The sequence below is a fragment of the Streptomyces hebeiensis genome (assembly GCF_052983195.1).
This window is the reverse complement of the sequence record NZ_CM129812.1, coordinates 2,305,905-2,321,650: the sequence shown is the minus strand read 5'-3', so window position 1 is coordinate 2,321,650 and position 15,746 is coordinate 2,305,905. Positions and strand designations below refer to the sequence as shown.

The window sequence follows — 15,746 nt, the reverse complement described above, 5'->3', positions numbered from 1 at the left end:
GCCACGGCGGGGGCGCCGCCCGTGGCGAGTCGGCGCCCCGACCACGTCAGGTGTTGCTGGTGCCCCAGTCGTCCTCACCGTTGCGGCTGCGTTCGCGCAGCGAGCGCACGCGCTGGGCGACCGAGTCCGGCACCTTGTCCCCGACCCGCTCACCGACCACCCCGCTCACCGAGTGGTACGCCTTGCCCGCGACCTCCCGCCCGGTCCGCCCGGCCGACTCCGCGGCGTTGCGTACGGCGGGGTTCTGGGAGACCTGCCGCACCGATTTCTTCAGCTGTTCGTAGCGCTCGCGTCCCGCACGCGTTCCGAGTACGTATCCGCAGGCCAGACCCGCGAAGAACGTGAGGCGGTACCGCATGGCTGCCACCCTTCCCTGAGCTCGTCAGTCCCCCGGCGCCGCCGCCGGACCGTCCGTGTCTGCTGTCCGCTTACCCCGTGGCCGCGCGGGATCACCCGAGGTGCCCGGCCGGAAGCGATTGGCGGAGCACCCCCCTGCTTGCGCTAATGTATGTGTCGCAGCGAACGTGCGCCGCCCGGGATGCCCGGGGTGGGTACGTTCGGTGCAACGCGACAATCCCCTGTAGCTCAATTGGCAGAGCAGCCGGCTGTTAACCGGCAGGTTACTGGTTCGAGTCCAGTCGGGGGAGCGCGATCCCCTGTAGCTCAATTGGCAGAGCATTCGGCTGTTAACCGGAGGGTTGCTGGTTCGAGTCCAGCCGGGGGAGCGGTACGGGAAGAGGGCCCTGGAGGGCCCTTTTTCGTCTGCCCGCACCCTGTGCCCGGAGCCTTCCGCACAGGGAACCCGAATGTGTCCGCGACACCCCCGCCGCCGCGCGCCGACAACCCCGACGAGGGGGAGCGCCGTCCCTCTTTCGGCTCTTCCCTGGCCCGGTGGGAACCGCGCGGGGCACGGCGAAGTCCTCAAGGTCAGGCGATGCCGACCATCCGAAGCAGGAGATCGTATGAGCGGCTATGCTGCGGCAGACGGCGCGCACAAATGTGCGCGACGCGCCGTTAGGGGCGGTAGCTCAGCCGGTTAGAGCAGCGGACTCATAATCCGTCGGCCGTGGGTTCGAGTCCCACCCGCCCCACCGGGACGAACGCCCGAAAAAACGTTCTGACCTGGTGAAACGCAAAGGTTGGGTCCGCCGTGATCATGGCGGCGGTCCCGACTGAGACGTTAGACCAAGATCCAGTGGTCAGACAGTGGACACGCGGTCGGCAGGGCCGACCGGGTCACGCGGAAGGCGGGTTTCCCCCGTCCGGCCCCTCGTCATGACCGTCGTCGCCGGGCGGGGCGGAGTGATCATCCTCACGTGCCTCCGGAGCGCGTGACTCCGCCGAGGCCGGCTCGTCCCCGTGGACCTCGGACTCGTCGGGCCGCTCATGGCCGGGAAGTCACGCTCAGTCAGTCGCTGCCCGTGACCCGGGGCGCATGACGAGCTTCCCCACGTGAGCCCTGCGGGCGAGCTCTTCCTGCGCCTGAGCTGCCCGGTCCAGTGGGAACGTCGCGGCGACAACAGGCTGGATCTCGGCCCGACGAGCCAGGTCCATGAGGAGGTCGAAGTGCGTGGGCGTGTGCATCGCGGAGCCGATCACCTGCGCGTTGTGCAGATAGAGACGGCGCACGTCGAAGGCCACGTCGTACCCGCCGAGTGCGCCGGCGACGACCCACCGGCCGCCTTCGCGCAACAGCGGCAGTCCCTCGGTCACCAAGTCCCCGGCGACGACGTCGAGTGCGACGTCGATGCCTTCCGGGGCGGCAGCGCGGATCTGCTCGGTGAGATCCCGTGCGCGGTCGATGACTTCGTGCGCGCCGGCCTCGCGCACCGCATCGATCTTGGGTCCGCTGCTGATGGCGAGCACTCGCGCACCGCGCGCACGGGCGATCTGCACCAGCGCGACGCCGACACCGCCGGACGCTCCCGAGACCAGGACGGTCTCCCCCGCCCGCAGCCGGCCCCGCTCGATCATGCCCAGAGCCGTGCCGTAGGCGGTCGGCAACGTCGCCAGCTGATCGTCCGTGAGCGGGGATTCCGTGACGTCGTGCACGCGCTCCGCCGGCGCGGTGACGTACTCGGCGTAGCCACCGTCGCGTTCGCTCCCCATCAGGCCCACCGGGTTGGCGTCCGGTCCTCCGGTGTCGTAGACCGCCGGGTCGACGACCACTCGGCGGCCGACGAGGCTCTCGTCCGCGTCGGCGCCGACCGCCACGACCCGGCCGGCCACGTCGGCGCCCTGGACGCGCGGGAAGGCGATCGGGCCTCGCCAGCCCGACAGCGCCTCCGGGTCTCCCGGGCGGCCGTAGGCACCCTCCCGGGTCCACAGGTCGGTGTTGTTCAGCGCTACCGCGCCGACCTGGACCAGCACCTCCCCTGCCCGCGGGGTGGGCACTGTCACCTCCGTCAGCTCAAGAACCTCCGGCCCTCCGTGCTCTGTGATCCGTACCGCGCGCATGGTCTCGGGCACGCCCATCGCTCGAACCTCCTCCTAGGTATACTGGTCTGTGAACTTTCGCCACGGTACACCGATCAGTGAAGAGACACCCCATGCGGGAAGCGCACCCCATGACACCGGCCGGCCGCCGCGTCCTCGCGGCGGCCGAGGAGCTGTTCTACAACCGCGGAATCACAACGGTCGGCGTCGATCTGATCGCCGAGCACTCGGGCGTGACCAAGCGGACCCTGTACAACCAGTTCGGCTCGAAGGACCACCTCGTGGCGGCCTACCTCGCGGAACGCGACCGGCGCTGGAGGTCACTCGTCCGCGCCGCCGTCGACGCCAGTGACGGTCCTGCCGAGGCCGTCACCGCACCTTTCGACGCGCTGCGGACCTGGAGCGGGACCAACACCCGCGGATGCGCGTTCATCAACGCGCTGGCCGAACTCCCGGACCCCTCACACCCCGTGTACCGCATCGCCGCGAACCAGAAGCTCTGGCTGCGGAACCTGTTCGAGGAACTCGCCACCGCGGCGGGCTGCTCGGGGCCGGCCACCCTCGCCGCCCAGCTCCTCGTGCTGCACGAGGGTGCTCTCGCCACGCGGCCGCTCCCGGTCGACACCCTTTCGGAGAGCACGGACCTGGCGCGATCGCTCGTTCGAGCCAGTGCACCGCCCGGCCGATGAGCCGGGGTCGAGCGTTCGCGCCCGTTCCAGGTCCATCGGGCCGTCGAGGGGCCGGGCCGAGTGCGCGCGGCCGGCGCGGGCGTTGTGCAGGAAGCCGATCGCGTCGTCGCGGAGGCTGCCGGTGTCGGGTACCTCGATCGGCTGCGACGGCGGCAACAGCCTGATCCGCAAGCGGGCGGGAATCGGCTTCCCCGGCGGCACCGACGACGTCGTCGACCGCTCGGCCCTGATCGGGCCGAGCGAGCGCATCCGTTTCCTGCCGGGGAGACGTGTCGTGATCGACGGCCTCGGCGAGATCCCGGCGATGTTCCACCGCACGGAGAAGGGCGTCTTCAGCCTGCTCGCGCACGACCCGCGGCGACCGCTCGTCAACACGGCCGAATGGGAAGAGCGTCCGGCGGGCGATTTCCCGGGTCCGGGCGCGCCGATGACACTGACCGAGATGGAGGACAGCGTCGAACGGGTCATCGGAGTGCGCCTGCCCCTGAATCCGCCGCCCGAGGGCGCGCCCACACTGCTCCGCCGCCTGTGCCGCCGCAACTACCGGCAAGCCGACCGCTATCGCCACGGCCGGGTCTTCCTCGCCGGCGACGCGGCGCACGTGAGCCACGGACCGACGCTGAACGCGGCGTTGCAGGACGTGGCCAACCTGGCCTGGAAACTCGCCGCGGCGGTGCGGGGGTGGGCGGCGGAAGGCCTCCTGGAGAGCTATGAGACCGAGCGCCACGCGGCCGGCGAGCGCGTGCTCACGCAGACCCGGGCCGCCTCCGCTCTGTTGGCGCCCGGAACCGGGATCACCGCCCTGCGCCGGCTCTTCGCGGAACTCCTGCGAAGCACCGAGAACGTTCACATGATCGCCGCCGCGATGGCGGGTGCCGATGTCCGCCACGACATGGGCGAGGCACACCCCGCCGCGCCCACCGGTTGGTTCGTGCCGCCCCTCGACCTGACCACCGGCGACGGACGCACGCGGCGTCTCGCCGAACTCCTGCGCGACGCCCGCCCCGTGCTTGTCGACCTCACCGGCGGGAACGGCCTGGCCGCCACCGTGGAGCCGTGGCTCGACCGGGTGCGCCACGTGGCCGGAGTCGCCGACGCGGCCCCGGCACCCGCACCGCTCATCCGGCCCGACGGCTACGTCGCCTGGGCGGGCGCGGACCCCGGCGGGCTGAAGACGGCACTCGCCCGCTGGTTCGGCGCGGGCTGAGGTTCCGCGCCGTCTCCCGGACAAGGGGGCGCCGTCGTATCACCGTTGAGCGAAGCATCCGTACCGAAGCCGACCCGGGCGACTGTCCGGAATCAGTAGTGCCCCCTCGGTCGGCGGCGTCGGCCACTCGGCGCGACCGTGCGATCGGCGCGGTGACTGATCTCCCGACGATGCCCTTCATTGGGGCGTTTGTGGTGACAGGGGCGGTGTTGCCGGTGTCGTGCGGGCCCCGAGGTGGAGAAAGCATGGAGGGGCGGCTACGCAATGCCGCTGGCTTGTATGCGTATTGCTATGATCCGCAGGTCACTTCAAGACAAATTCCCGCCGCGGGTGGCTCGTGTATGCCCTGGGTCGGACGCGGTTGCCGCGGTCCGCGTACGCGTCTCCCCGTAGGCGGGAGATCGCCCGCATCCGCCGACGCCCGACACTTCTCCGAGTTCGCCGACCCCAGGTTCACCAGCCTGTTCCCCCGCACGCACTCCACACAACGAGGGACCGCGGAATGTCAGCGCCTGTCACCACCAGTCCGCGCCGGAAAGGCGTCTCGCGGTCGGCCTCCCTGGCCGTGCCCCTGGCCCTGGTGGTGACCGCCGTGGCCGGTGGGGTGGCCGCCGCGACGGCTTCCGACCAGGCTCGTACCTGGGTGGTCACCACGGTCGTCGTCGCCTGGGTGTGCGTCGCGGTCGCCGTCGTCTCCTGCGCGTTGGTACTGCGGCGTGTCAGGGCCGGGGCGGTCGCGGCGGAGGAGGAGACCCGGGCCGCGCGGTCGCAACTGGCGCTGAGCGGCGCCGAGTCGGCGCACTTGGTGAACGTCGCGCTGCCGACGGCCCTGCGGAGGATCCGCGAGCGTGGCGGCACGGTGGGGACCGAGCCGGTGATACCGCCGGTGATGGCACCGTCCGATCCCCAACTCCGCCGCGTGCTGGACACGTTCGTCGTGGAGTTGGCGGATGCGGAGGGGCGTGCGGCTCGTGCCGTGGTGGAGCGTGATGGTGCTCTGGGGCGGTTGGAGCGGGGGGCGGGTGATCTGGATCTGATCGTGTCGAAGGTGCTGCCGGATGCGATCGGTGGGTTGCGTTCGGGTGGGTCGGCGGAGAGTGTGCTGGGTGGTTTGGCCGTGCCCGGGGAGCCTCGGCTGGCTTCTTTGGTGGAGGTGGTGGTCAGGGAGCTGGCGGTCAGTGAGCGGCGGGCGGCGGCGGCGCAGGCGGCGAGTGCGAAGGCGTTGAGCCGGGTGCAGGCGAAGGCTGTGAGCATGCTGGCGGATCTGCGGGAGATGCAGGACCGGCATGGTGCGGAGGTGTTCGGTGATCTGCTCAGGCTGGATCACAATACGTCGCAGTTGGGGTTGTTGACGGACCGGCTGGCTCTGTTGATGGGTGGCCGGGCGAGTCGTTCGTGGAACAAGCCGATCGGTATGGAGTCGATTCTGCGGGGTGCGGTGGGGCGGATCGCCGCGTATCAGCGGGTGCGTCTGCACTGTTCGAGCAGGGCGGCGATCGCGGGGTTCGCGGCGGAGCCGGTGATGCATCTGCTGGCCGAGTTGATGGACAACGCGGCTAATTTCTCGCCGCCGATCGATGAGGTTCATGTGTATGTGGAGGAGCGTGCGGCCGGGATCGTGGTGACGATCGAGGACAGTGGTCTGAAGATGGCGGCCGCGGCGATGCGCCGTGCGGAGGAGGCCGTCTCGGGCCGTGTCACCGACCTCGCCGCCCTTCAGGGCACGCGGTTGGGGTTGGCGGTGGTGGGGCGGCTGGCCGCCAAGTACCACATCAGTGTCAACTACCGGCCGTCGTCGCGCGGCGGCACCGGCGTCGTCGTCCTCTTCCCGCCGCAACTGCTCGCGCAGCAGCAGGACTCCGCCCCCGTGCACCACACCCGGGCCCCGCGACGCCCCGTCGGTCCGGAGACCACCGCGCCGTCCCCCGCGGTCCCGCCGCAAGCCCAGGCCCCCCGGGTGACGCGGGCCGTTTCCCCGCAGGAACCGTTCTCCCCGCGGACGGCCACTCCGCCGCGGGAACCTTCCTTCCGCCAGGAACCCCCGGTTGCGCCGGCCCCGCCCATGTCGTCGGCACCGCCGGCCCCGCCCGCCGGCCAGGACGCCGCGGCGGCCGACGGCCCTCGTACCTCGACGCCGAACGGGCTGCCCGTCCGTCCGCCCGGCCGGACCATGGCCGCCGCCGACCGCGGCCGTCCCCGGCCGGAAGCGGGGGACGAGGCCGGCCGGCCGCGCCGCGACGCCGGCGCCCAGTTCGGCGCCTTCCACCGGGCGCGGCGTACCCCCGACGGCCCGCCCGGGGCCACCGCGGCCGAGTAGCCGCTCCGCTCTCTTCCACACCTGCCAGGCGCCCGGCGCCATCACCCGGAACGTGAGATTGGAGGCACGGGGCCGACGACCGCCCTTCCCGGCATCACCAGCCCCATGTACACCATGCAGACCACTGACAACAGCCTGACCTGGCTCCTCGAAAGCCTGTTGGAGCGCACACCCGGCACCCGCCACGCCCTCGTGCTCTCGCGCGACGGCCTGAAACTCTGCTGGACCCCGAACCTCACCCTCGACCAGGCCGACCAGCTCGCCGCGATCTGCTCCGGGATCCAGGCACTCGCCCAGGGCGCCTCCGTCGAATTCGGCAACGGATCCGGCGGCGTACGCCACTCCATGACCGAGTTCCACGGCGGCCTCCTCTTCATCGTCGAGGCCGGCTCCGGCGCACACCTGGCCGTCATCGCCGAGGACGGCGCCGACCCCGGCGTCGTGGGCCACCAGATGACCGGACTGGTCGAACAGATCGGCGAGCACCTGCGCGCCGAACCCCGCACACCCGCCCAGGGCAACCGACCCTCATGAGCCTTCGGGTCAACACTGGTTCTCCGGACCGGCTGTACACCGTCACGGGCGGTCGCAGCCGGGCCGACGACGACACCTTCGACCTGGTCACCCTCATCGTGAGCGAGTGCGAGCCGGCGCAGGGGATGCAGTCCGAACACGTCCGCATCCTCGAACTGTGCCGCCACCCCACCGCGGTGGTCGAGGTGGCCGCCGAGCTGAAACTGCCGATCACGGTGGTCCGGATCCTGCTCGGCGACCTCCTCGCGACGGGCCGGATCACCGCCAGGCACCCCCGCCCCACACGCTCCGCCGACCTTCCCGACTCCGCCCTCTTGAAGGAGGTGCTCAATGGACTCCGCAACCTCTGAACTGCCCGCCACCCGCACTCCGCTGGCGGACGCCGCCGAAACCGGCCTCAAGATCGTCGTCGTGGGCGGCTTCGGGGTCGGCAAGACCACCCTCGTCCGGTCCGTGAGCGAGATCCGCCCGCTCAACACCGAAGAGGTCATGACCCAGGCCGGTGTCGGAGTCGACGAGACCGCCGGACTGCCCCACAAGACCACCACCACCGTCGCCTTCGACTTCGGCCGGATCAGCCTCAACGAGACGATGGTCCTCTACCTGTTCGGCGCCCCCGGACAGGAACGCTTCTGGTTCCTCTGGGACCGCCTCTTCCTCGGCACCCTCGGCGCCGTCGTCCTCGTCGACACCCGCCGCATGAGCGACTCCTGGTACGCCATCGACCGGCTCGAACACCACAAGACCCCCTTCGTCGTCGCCGTCAACCGGTTCGACGACGACCCGATGGACTTCTCGCTGACGGAGATCCGCCAGGCGCTCGCACTGCCGGAGCACGTCCCGCTGGTCGACTGCGACGCACGGACCCGCGCCTCCGGCAAGAAGGTGCTGATCAGCCTCGTGGACCACCTCCACGACATGGCCATGGCCCGGGAGATGACACCATGACCGACCCCGCGGACCCCGCGCCCGGCCGGACAGCGCCCCCGGGTTGCCCCGCCCACGCGGGAGCGGTGCGGCTGAGCGGTCTGGAGTACCAGCAGACGCCCGCACAGCTGTACCGGGCGATGCGCCGCGAGCACGGCGCGGTCGCCCCGGTCCTGCTCGACGGGGACATCCCCGCCTGGCTGGTGCTCGGCTACGCCGAGGTCGGCTACGTCACCAGCCACGACGACCTCTTCGCCCGGGACTCACGGCGCTGGAACCAGTGGTCCGACATCCCGGACGACTGGCCGCTCATGCCGTTCGTCGGCTATCAGCCGTCCGTCATGTTCACCGAGGGAGCGGAGCACCAGCGGCGGGCCGGCGTGATCACGGACGCGCTGGAGGCCGTCGACCAGTTCGAACTCGCCCATACCTGCGGTGAGATCGCCGAGGGCCTCATCGGCATGTTCGCCGGCAGCGGGCGTACGGAACTCATCGCCGGCTACGCGCACGCGCTGCCCCTGCGGGCGGCCATCCACCTCTGCGGCGTGGCGGCCGACAGCACGGACGCCGACGCGCTCGTACGGGACCTCCGGATCACCCTGGACACGGCCCCCGACGAGGACCAGGTCGCCGCCTACCAGCGTCTGGTGGAGCGCGTGGGGCGGCTGATCGAGGACAAGCGTGAGCGCCCCGGCCCCGACGTCACCTCAAGGATGCTCGGGCATCCGGCCGGCCTCACGGACGAGGAGGTCCGCGCCGACCTGATCGCCATCCTCTCGGCCGTGCAGCAGCAGACGTCCAACTGGATCTCCAACGGCCTGCGCCTGCTGCTGACGGACGACCGGTTCGCGCTGGACGTGTCGGGCGGCCGGCTCAGTGTCGGACAGGCGCTCAACGAGGTGCTGTGGCTGGACACACCCCTGCAGAACTTCACCGGCCGCTGGGCGGTACGGGACACCCAGCTCGGGGGCAAGCGCATCAGGGAGGGCGACTGCCTGATCCTCGGCCTCGCCGCCGCGAACACGGACCCGCTCATCTGGCCCGAGGGCCATGTCGGCACGGAGAACTCGGCGCACCTGTCCTTCGGCAACGGCGAGCACCGCTGCCCCTATCCTGCCCCGCTGCTGGCCGACGTCATCGCCCGTACCGCGATCGAGACCCTGCTGGAGCGACTGCCGGACCTGGAGCTGTCCGTGGAACCCCACGAACTGACCTGGCGCACGTCCATCTGGTCACGAGGACTGCTCGCTCTGCCGGTGCGGTTCACCCCCGCGCCGCGGTAGGCCCGCGTACCCGTCACACGTTCTCAACCGTCGGTACGGAACAACTGGTCCAAGACGCCGGTGACGGGGGCCAGGCTCCGGTCGAGCCGCTCGACGAAGGCGTCGCGCCCGTCGCCGCTGAGCCGGCCCCGTAGCTCGGCGACGAAGACTCCCTGGCAGGCGCCGGCCGCCGCCATGGGAGTCGCGTCGGTGGCCGATCCGCCGGTGTGCCGCGCCAGATGTCCGGCGATGGCCCGCTTCCACAGCTCCCAGTGTTCAGAGGCGCCGACGCGCAGGGACGGGCTGCTGTCGAGGAGATCGAAGCGCTCCAGCCAGACATCGCTGTCGTACACGGCCGAGCGTGTCGAGGAGACGACGGCCCGTCTGACCGCCTCCATCGCTCCGAGGTCCCCGGGCGCGTCGCGGAGTTCCGCCTCGAGCCGGGCGATGGTGTCGTCGAAGGCGTACCAGATGACGCCCGGCTTCGTACCGAAGTAACGGAAGAAGGTGGTGCGGCCGATGCCCGCCGCCTCGACGATCGCGTCCACGCTGACACCGTCGTAGCCGTGCCGCCGCATCAGGTCGATCGCCACCTTCTCCACCTCGCCGCGTGATGCGGCTCGTGGGCGGCCACGGCTGCGCCGGACGGGTTGGGATGACATTTCACGGATTCTAGTGCCCCTCCCGGCAACGTTTGCCCCGTCGCGACGCCCGGCACGCGCGCTCGCCGCGTTGGCCACAAGCCCAGGTAGCTCCGCTACATGGACTTCTGGCCGCCTTGCGATCACACGCACCGGACGCCGCTCCTTGACGGGCAAACCCTGCCGGTCGCGGCACTAGCCACGCCCCCGCGGGCCGCCGAACGATCGGGCGGCACCGCTCCCTGGATTTTCGGTACTGCGGCCCATTATTGTCTGAGCGGCTGCCCCGGCGTCGGGGCAAGGGCTCGTCGGCCCTGTTCGCACGGGCAGTCGTCATTGATCGTCGGCACGGAGAGGCACAGACCATGGGGAAGCTCGACGGCAAGGTCGCCATCATCACGGGGGCCGCCCAGGGCATGGGCGAAGCGCACGCCCGCAGGTTCGTCGACGAGGGCGCCTCCGTCGCGCTCACCGACGTCAACGAGGAAGCGGGACAGCGCGTCGCCGGGGAACTCGGCCCGCGGGCGCTCTTCCTCCGGCACGACGTCACGTCACTGGAGGACTGGGGCCGCGTGCACCGGCGGACCGAGGAGGCATTCGGCCCCGTGACCGTCCTGGTCAACAACGCGGGCATCCTCGGCCCGGTCACCCCGACCGTCGACCTCGGAGAGGAGGAGTACCTCAAGGTCTGCGCCGTCAACCAGCATTCTCAGTTCTACGGCATGAAGACGGTCATCCCCTCGATGCGCCGGGCCGGCGGTGGCTCGATCGTGAACGTCTCCTCCATCGCGGGCATCGTCTCGATCGTCGGGGCGCCGAACCTCGCGTACGTCGGCAGCAAGTTCGCTTCCCGGGGCATGACCAAGCATGTCGCGGTGCAGTACGGCCCCGACAACATCCGCGTCAACTCGGTGCACCCCGGCTACATCAAGACCCCCATGATGGCGGCGGCGACCGATGAGAACGGGGGCGGTATCGCCGAAACGGTTCCGCTGCGCCGTATGTCCGACGCGGACGAGGTGTCGAGCCTCGTCCTCTTCCTCGCCTCGGACGACTCGTCGTACATCAGCGGGACGGAACACGTCGTCGACGGCGGACTGACCGCGCAGTGATCCCTTCGCGCTGATCGGCACCGCCGCGACGGGTCGGTCGAGCCGGCCGAGTCGTCTTCGAGGGTGTACGTGTCGTACTGGTCGCGCCGGCGGACGTCTTGAGCCCCCGCGACTCGAACGGACCAGTACCGCGGCCCCGTGCGGCCGGGTTCCGCGGAGTGCGGAACCGGTCGTCACGGGGCCGGCGGAGAAGCGGGTGACTCAAGGAACGGCCGGCTCAGCGGTTGATGCAGATGTTCCCGCCCGTGGGGTTGAGCAGTCCGATGAGGTTGATGCTGTTGCCGCAGACGTTGGCCTGGACGTGGATGGGGATCTGGACGTTGTTGCCGGACAGGACGCCGGGCGAGCCGAAGACGACCGCTTCGGCCTCGGCGTCGGCGACCGCGGTGCCGGCGGTGGCGAGGGTGGCGGCGGCTGCGAGGGCCACGGCCGCGGGGACAAGGGCGGTGCGCATACGCATGGATCACTCCCAGAAGCGTTCATCGGAAAGGGCAGCGCCATCACATCAGCCCCATAGGGGTGAATAGTCCTATTAATCCGTCCGAGGGTGTGTCGTCGCCGGGCCTACCCGTGACCGGCGCGTACGACGTTGGCCAGGGGCCGGCCCGCCGCCAGGCTGTTGATGTTGGCGGCGATGTCCTCGGCCCGGGCCGCGAAGGTCTCCTCGGTGTGTCCGGAGTTGTGCGGTGTCATCACCACGTTGCGCAGGGTGTGGAACGGCAGACGGCTCGGCGCGTCGGGCGGCGCGGCCCACCACACGTCGAGGGCGGCACCGGCGATGGTGCCCGCCGTCAGCGCCTCGTACAGCGCCTCCTCCTGGACGACGGGGCCCCGCGCGACGTTGACGAGGAGCGCCCCCCGGCCCATCGCGGCCAGCTCGGCCCGGCCGATCAGTCCGCGGGTGGCGGCGCTGAGCGGAACGGTGACCACGACGACGTCGGACTCGGCCAGCAGCTCCGGGAGCCGGTCGGTGCCGCCCACCCAGTCGGGGCGCAGATCCGCCGGCAGCGGCGCCCCCGGATCCCGGCGCACCGCCCGTACGCCCAGGCCGACGGCCTGGCACAGCCGTCCGATCTCGGTCCCCGTCTCGCCGAAGCCGATGACGCCCACGCGTCGTCCGCGCAGGGTGCCACCGAAGGGGAGCGCGGAGTCGACGGCCACACTGCGCCACCGTCCGGCGCGCAGTTCGGCGTCGGCCGTCAGGACGTTCCGGGACAGCATCATGACGCACATCAGGACGTGTTCGGCGATCGAGCCGCCGTGGTGGTGGGTGTTGGCGACGCTCACGTCCGGTCCCAGCGCCGCCAGGGGGATGCCGTCGTAGCCCGCCCCGACGACATGGACCAGGCGCAGCCGCGCGCCGCGCCGCGCGTCCTCCTCGGTGAGCCGTGAGCCCACGTACACGTCGGTCTCGCCCATGGCGGCGGTGACACGGTCGGCCGGCCAGTCCCAGGCGTCGAGCCACTCGTGCTGTTCCCCGGTCAGCGTCCGCAGGCGCTCGGCGAACCTGCCCAGGATGCGGTGGTTGAGCATGATGCGCATCGCGCGGTCACCGGGCGGTGGGAGTGGCGGACGCGGCGGAGATGACGGACGCGGCGGAGGTGTCGGCGGTGCGTTCAGCGGTCATGACCATGGACGCCATCCTCATGTGTAGTCGATGTCTTCATTTGTAGATGGCGCCGTGGGGGCTGTCAATCAGCGGGGGCGCCTCGCGGTGGCCGCGGTCGCCATACGCCCCGTGCCCGTGGAGCCGTAGAATCGGTGGTCACGGGTCCATGCCCGGGAGGGCGACGGGCCCAGGCGCGTCTACCGAGCAGCGGAGAGAGCACATGCGCGGAAAGGGCGAGTCCGCCGGCGTGACGGGCGGCGTGCGCGAGGTGAAGTCGGCCGCGCGGACCGTCCAGTTGCTGGAGGTGCTCGCCAACAGCAGCTCCGAGCACGTCCGGCTGAGGGAGCTCGCCGAACAGATCGACGTTCCCCGGAGCAGTCTCTACGCCCTGCTGCAGACGCTGGTCGCCAGTGGCTGGGTCCGCACCGACCCCTCCGGCTCCCTCTACAGCATCGGCATCCGCGCCCTCCTCACGGGCACCAAATACCTCGACAGCGACACCCGGCTGGGCCTCGCCGCTCCCGTACTCGACTCCCTCGCCGAGGAGTTGGGTGAGACCATTCATTTCGCGCGGCTCGACGGCCCGGACATCGTCTACCTGGCCACCCGTGAATCCCGTCACTACCTGCGGCCCTTCAGCCGGGTGGGGCGACGCCTGCCCGCGCATGCCGCCGCCCTCGGGAAGGCACTGCTGGCGGAACAGCCCCCGGAGTACCTGGAGCGGGAACTCCCCGCGGAACTTCCCGTCTTCACCCCGCGGTCGGTGTCCGACCACGCCGCTCTCAGGAAGGAACTGGACGCGGTCAGGGAGCGCGGCTACGCCATCGACGACGAGGAACACATCGAGGGCCTCGTCTGCTTCGGGTTCGCCGTGCGCTGTGCCACTCCCGCCGAGGACGCCATCAGCTGCTCGGTGCCCACGGTCCGGCTCACGCGGGAGCACCGCGAGCACATCCTGCGCGCCATGTCCCGGGCCAGGGACGAACTCGAACGCCGGTGGTGAGCCCGCCCCGGTGCGGATGGGCCGGTGCCGTGCTCAGGCCGCCGGGCGCGGGGTGGGTGGATCGGTCTCGGCCGGTCCGGCGATGTGCCACCGGCCGACCTCCTGGTAGTCGGAGTCGTAGACGGCCGAGCCGTCCCCCGGCTTCAGGGAGTAGTGGCGGAGGTTCCCGCCCCAGTACCGGAGGATGCGGCCGAGCTCGCCCTCCGGGTCCTGCGCCAACCGGCCCTGGTCGACCTGGACTTCGAGCAGGAACTTCATGGTTGCGGCCTCCCGGTCACGGATGTCGTTCACCCCTCGGCCGTCCGGCCGGGGTTCGGTATCAATTGTTTCATTCAAGTGCTTTGAGAGGCTTTCGCGGACGCCGCCGCTGGTAGGCGCCGCGATATGGCCGATAAGTCTCAACCGGAGGTGAGGCGCTACGGTGGGCGCGTCCGGTACCCGGAGGCCGGTGCGGGCGGGGGAGAGGGGAGACGGGATGAGCGGGCGTGAGGAGGGTCGGCTGCGAGCCGTGGACCTCGCGCGGACGGCGGGCATCTCGGTGCAGCAGGTCCGTACCTACGTGGCCACGGGGATCCTTCCACCGGTCGAACGCGCCGCCAACGGCTACCGCGTCTTCACCGTCGCGCACGCCGAGGCGCTCGCCACGGCCCGGGAGGTGGCCGCCGGTCACGGCTGGACGACGGCCCGCGCCGTCATGCGCGCCGTCCACGAAGGGGATCTGGAGACCGCGTTGGCCGCCCTCGACGCGAGCCATGCCCGACTGGACCGCGAACGTGCCGAATTGGCGGCCGTGCGCGACATGCTGAGCACCGCGCTGGCCGGCGAGGGCGAGGGTGAAGGTGAAGGCGCGGGTGAGGGGACGGGCAAGGGGCAGCGGCGGGCGGCGGTGCCGGTCGTGGCGCGCCGTGGCATGCGCATCGGTGAGGCCGCCCGCACCGTGGGCGTGCGGCCGCCCGTGCTCCGGCTCTGGGAAGCCCGTGGTCTGCTGCGGCCGGACCGCGAGCCGGGCACGGGATACCGCCGCTACGCTCCCGCCGAACTGCGTGCCGCGCAGGTCGTCGCGCTCCTGCGCCGGGGCGGCAACCCGCTCGCGGCCATCGATGCCGTCATGCGGGAGTACCGTTCGGCGGGCAGCCCCGATCGTGTGCTCGGCGAGCTGAGCCACCGGGCGCGGGACCTGCGGCGTCGTAGCCTCAATCGGCTGGGAGCCTCCGCGGCCCTGCACGCGTACCTGCGGTACCTCGGGCATGCCGCATGAGGCATTGATGCATAGATGTACGATATTGCGCATGGATTTTCGCCAGGTCTCCTTCGACCACCCCGACGCCGTGCGGCTCAACGACCGTGTTCAGCTCGAGTACGCCGAGCGCTACGGTGACGAGGGCGATCTCACCGTCCTCGACCCCGGCATGTTCGAGCCGCCGTACGGTCTGTACCTCGTCGTCTACGACGCCACGGGCGCGCCCGTGGCCACCGGCGGCTGGCGCACCCAGGACGAGAACGAGCACGGGTACGCGGACGGCGACGCGGAGATCAAGCGCATGTACGTCGTGCCGGAGGCGCGGGGCCGCGGCCTGTCCCGGCTGGTCCTGGCCGCTCTCGAGGACGACGCCCGGGCCGCGGGCCGCACCCGGATGGTCCTGGAGACCGGTACCAAGCAGCCGGAGGCGATATCGCTCTATGTCTCCAGCGGGTACACGCCGTGCGTGAAGTTCGGCCTCTACCGGTTCGACGAGCTCAGCCGCTGTTACGCGAAGCCGCTGGAGCGGGCCGCGGTAGCGGCTTCAGCGGCTTCCACGGACCCGGCCGCCGCGGTCTCCGTGGAAGCCGCCGCCGAGGGGCCGGTGACGGCACCGGTGCCGTCACCGGCCGAGTAGCGGGCTGACCGGCCGGCCCCGCCCCGCCCGGTGGTGGCGGGACGAGGCCCGGTGGACGACCGCGCGGGCCGCCCACCGGGTCCTGGCGCCGCCTTGCCCGGTCCCCGGACCGCGCGGGGGGTGAAAGCTGCT

17 protein-coding genes and 3 tRNA genes are annotated in these 15,746 nt (G+C 71.1%); 14 read left to right on the top strand and 6 right to left on the bottom strand.

The window, feature by feature from the left end:
* Positions 1–46 precede the first annotated feature (46 nt).
* Positions 47–358 carry a hypothetical protein gene (locus ACU6P3_RS09915; protein ID WP_030754762.1) on the bottom strand — a complete coding sequence of 104 codons (312 nt, stop codon included), beginning with the start codon at positions 356–358 and terminating at the stop codon, positions 47–49.
* Between the two features lie 216 nt (positions 359–574).
* On the opposite strand from ACU6P3_RS09915, the gene ACU6P3_RS09910 reads away from it, so the two are divergent.
* The 3 genes from ACU6P3_RS09910 to ACU6P3_RS09900 all read left to right on the top strand — a co-directional run bounded on the left by ACU6P3_RS09910 (position 575) and on the right by ACU6P3_RS09900 (position 1,091).
* Positions 575–647 (top strand) — tRNA-Asn (locus tag ACU6P3_RS09910).
* 5 nt (positions 648–652) lie between these two features.
* A tRNA-Asn gene (locus tag ACU6P3_RS09905) sits at positions 653–725 on the top strand.
* A gap of 292 nt (positions 726–1,017) precedes the next feature.
* A tRNA-Ile gene (locus ACU6P3_RS09900) sits at positions 1,018–1,091 on the top strand.
* A 313-nt stretch (positions 1,092–1,404) separates the two neighbouring features.
* Here the strand turns inward: ACU6P3_RS09900 and ACU6P3_RS09895 are convergent.
* Entirely contained in the window at positions 1,405–2,475 is a 1,071-nt protein-coding gene (locus tag ACU6P3_RS09895; RefSeq protein WP_447196798.1) for a zinc-binding dehydrogenase, read from the bottom strand.
* A 74-nt stretch (positions 2,476–2,549) separates the two neighbouring features.
* Here ACU6P3_RS09895 and ACU6P3_RS09890 point away from each other — a divergent pair, with 74 nt between their 5' ends.
* The 7 genes from ACU6P3_RS09890 (at position 2,550) to ACU6P3_RS09860 (ending at position 9,393) form a co-directional block, all read left to right on the top strand.
* On the top strand, positions 2,550–3,125 hold the full coding sequence (locus ACU6P3_RS09890; protein ID WP_447196797.1) for a TetR/AcrR family transcriptional regulator: 576 nt from the start codon (positions 2,550–2,552) through the stop codon (positions 3,123–3,125).
* 121 nt (positions 3,126–3,246) lie between these two features.
* Positions 3,247–4,332 carry an FAD-dependent monooxygenase gene (locus ACU6P3_RS09885; protein ID WP_447196796.1) on the top strand — a complete coding sequence of 362 codons (1,086 nt, stop codon included), beginning with the start codon at positions 3,247–3,249 and terminating at the stop codon, positions 4,330–4,332.
* 502 nt (positions 4,333–4,834) lie between these two features.
* Positions 4,835–6,649, top strand: coding sequence for an ATP-binding protein (locus ACU6P3_RS09880; RefSeq protein WP_447196795.1), 1,815 nt, complete (start codon positions 4,835–4,837; stop codon positions 6,647–6,649).
* Positions 6,650–6,763: 114 nt separating this feature from the next.
* Complete coding sequence (locus ACU6P3_RS09875) at positions 6,764–7,183, top strand: roadblock/LC7 domain-containing protein (protein ID WP_447196794.1); 420 nt, start codon at positions 6,764–6,766, stop codon at positions 7,181–7,183.
* On the top strand, positions 7,180–7,533 hold the full coding sequence (locus ACU6P3_RS09870; protein ID WP_344276729.1) for a DUF742 domain-containing protein: 354 nt from the start codon (positions 7,180–7,182) through the stop codon (positions 7,531–7,533). Before ACU6P3_RS09875 ends, ACU6P3_RS09870 begins: the two co-directional genes overlap by 4 nt.
* The gene (locus ACU6P3_RS09865) at positions 7,514–8,131 is read left to right on the top strand and encodes a GTP-binding protein (RefSeq protein WP_447196793.1); all 618 of its coding nucleotides are present in this window, start codon (positions 7,514–7,516) and stop codon (positions 8,129–8,131) included. The genes ACU6P3_RS09870 and ACU6P3_RS09865 overlap by 20 nt, the downstream gene beginning before the upstream one ends.
* Entirely contained in the window at positions 8,128–9,393 is a 1,266-nt protein-coding gene (locus tag ACU6P3_RS09860) for a cytochrome P450 (RefSeq protein WP_447196792.1), read from the top strand. The genes ACU6P3_RS09865 and ACU6P3_RS09860 overlap by 4 nt, the downstream gene beginning before the upstream one ends.
* Before the next feature lie 23 nt (positions 9,394–9,416).
* On the opposite strand, the gene ACU6P3_RS09855 is transcribed toward ACU6P3_RS09860, so the two are convergent.
* Positions 9,417–10,034, bottom strand: a complete 618-nt coding sequence (locus ACU6P3_RS09855; RefSeq protein WP_447196791.1) for an acyl-CoA-like ligand-binding transcription factor — start codon at positions 10,032–10,034, stop codon at positions 9,417–9,419.
* A gap of 344 nt (positions 10,035–10,378) precedes the next feature.
* On the opposite strand from ACU6P3_RS09855, the gene ACU6P3_RS09850 reads away from it, so the two are divergent.
* Complete coding sequence (locus ACU6P3_RS09850; protein ID WP_447196790.1) at positions 10,379–11,125, top strand: SDR family NAD(P)-dependent oxidoreductase; 747 nt, start codon at positions 10,379–10,381, stop codon at positions 11,123–11,125.
* A 217-nt stretch (positions 11,126–11,342) separates the two neighbouring features.
* Here the strand turns inward: ACU6P3_RS09850 and ACU6P3_RS09845 are convergent, their stop codons facing one another.
* Together ACU6P3_RS09845 and ACU6P3_RS09840 are read right to left on the bottom strand one after the other, a co-directional pair.
* A complete protein-coding gene (locus ACU6P3_RS09845) occupies positions 11,343–11,585 on the bottom strand; it encodes a chaplin (protein WP_447196789.1) in 243 nt (80 codons plus the stop codon).
* 104 nt (positions 11,586–11,689) lie between these two features.
* Entirely contained in the window at positions 11,690–12,667 is a 978-nt protein-coding gene (locus ACU6P3_RS09840; RefSeq protein WP_447196788.1) for a 2-hydroxyacid dehydrogenase, read from the bottom strand.
* A 287-nt stretch (positions 12,668–12,954) separates the two neighbouring features.
* Here ACU6P3_RS09840 and ACU6P3_RS09835 point away from each other — a divergent pair, with 287 nt between their 5' ends.
* A complete protein-coding gene (locus ACU6P3_RS09835; protein ID WP_447196787.1) occupies positions 12,955–13,737 on the top strand; it encodes an IclR family transcriptional regulator in 783 nt (260 codons plus the stop codon).
* 33 nt (positions 13,738–13,770) lie between these two features.
* Here the strand turns inward: ACU6P3_RS09835 and ACU6P3_RS09830 are convergent, their stop codons facing one another.
* Entirely contained in the window at positions 13,771–13,995 is a 225-nt protein-coding gene (locus ACU6P3_RS09830; protein WP_447197829.1) for a hypothetical protein, read from the bottom strand.
* A 217-nt stretch (positions 13,996–14,212) separates the two neighbouring features.
* On the opposite strand from ACU6P3_RS09830, the gene ACU6P3_RS09825 reads away from it, so the two are divergent.
* Both ACU6P3_RS09825 and ACU6P3_RS09820 read left to right on the top strand, forming a co-directional pair.
* Complete coding sequence (locus ACU6P3_RS09825; protein WP_447196786.1) at positions 14,213–14,995, top strand: MerR family transcriptional regulator; 783 nt, start codon at positions 14,213–14,215, stop codon at positions 14,993–14,995.
* Between the two features lie 31 nt (positions 14,996–15,026).
* Complete coding sequence (locus ACU6P3_RS09820) at positions 15,027–15,614, top strand: GNAT family N-acetyltransferase (RefSeq protein ID WP_447196785.1); 588 nt, start codon at positions 15,027–15,029, stop codon at positions 15,612–15,614.
* Positions 15,615–15,746: the final 132 nt, after the last annotated feature.

Bases quoted from the DNA above. Each gene is read 5' to 3' on its own strand.
- ACU6P3_RS09840 (WP_447196788.1), bottom strand. From the start codon at position 12,667: ATGCGCATCATGCTCAACCACCGCATCCTGGGCAGGTTCGCCGAGCGC.
- ACU6P3_RS09855 (WP_447196791.1), bottom strand. From the start codon at position 10,034: ATGTCATCCCAACCCGTCCGGCGCAGCCGTGGCCGCCCACGAGCCGCA.
- ACU6P3_RS09845 (WP_447196789.1), bottom strand. From the start codon at position 11,585: ATGCGTATGCGCACCGCCCTTGTCCCCGCGGCCGTGGCCCTCGCAGCC.
- ACU6P3_RS09860 (WP_447196792.1), top strand. From the start codon at position 8,128: ATGACCGACCCCGCGGACCCCGCGCCCGGCCGGACAGCGCCCCCGGGT.
- ACU6P3_RS09915 (WP_030754762.1), bottom strand. From the start codon at position 358: ATGCGGTACCGCCTCACGTTCTTCGCGGGTCTGGCCTGCGGATACGTA.
- ACU6P3_RS09830 (WP_447197829.1), bottom strand. From the start codon at position 13,995: ATGAAGTTCCTGCTCGAAGTCCAGGTCGACCAGGGCCGGTTGGCGCAG.
- ACU6P3_RS09865 (WP_447196793.1), top strand. From the start codon at position 7,514: ATGGACTCCGCAACCTCTGAACTGCCCGCCACCCGCACTCCGCTGGCG.
- ACU6P3_RS09875 (WP_447196794.1), top strand. From the start codon at position 6,764: ATGCAGACCACTGACAACAGCCTGACCTGGCTCCTCGAAAGCCTGTTG.
- ACU6P3_RS09870 (WP_344276729.1), top strand. From the start codon at position 7,180: ATGAGCCTTCGGGTCAACACTGGTTCTCCGGACCGGCTGTACACCGTC.
- ACU6P3_RS09835 (WP_447196787.1), top strand. From the start codon at position 12,955: ATGCGCGGAAAGGGCGAGTCCGCCGGCGTGACGGGCGGCGTGCGCGAG.
- ACU6P3_RS09890 (WP_447196797.1), top strand. From the start codon at position 2,550: ATGCGGGAAGCGCACCCCATGACACCGGCCGGCCGCCGCGTCCTCGCG.
- ACU6P3_RS09850 (WP_447196790.1), top strand. From the start codon at position 10,379: ATGGGGAAGCTCGACGGCAAGGTCGCCATCATCACGGGGGCCGCCCAG.
- ACU6P3_RS09820 (WP_447196785.1), top strand. From the start codon at position 15,027: ATGGATTTTCGCCAGGTCTCCTTCGACCACCCCGACGCCGTGCGGCTC.
- ACU6P3_RS09825 (WP_447196786.1), top strand. From the start codon at position 14,213: ATGAGCGGGCGTGAGGAGGGTCGGCTGCGAGCCGTGGACCTCGCGCGG.
- ACU6P3_RS09895 (WP_447196798.1), bottom strand. From the start codon at position 2,475: ATGGGCGTGCCCGAGACCATGCGCGCGGTACGGATCACAGAGCACGGA.
- ACU6P3_RS09880 (WP_447196795.1), top strand. From the start codon at position 4,835: ATGTCAGCGCCTGTCACCACCAGTCCGCGCCGGAAAGGCGTCTCGCGG.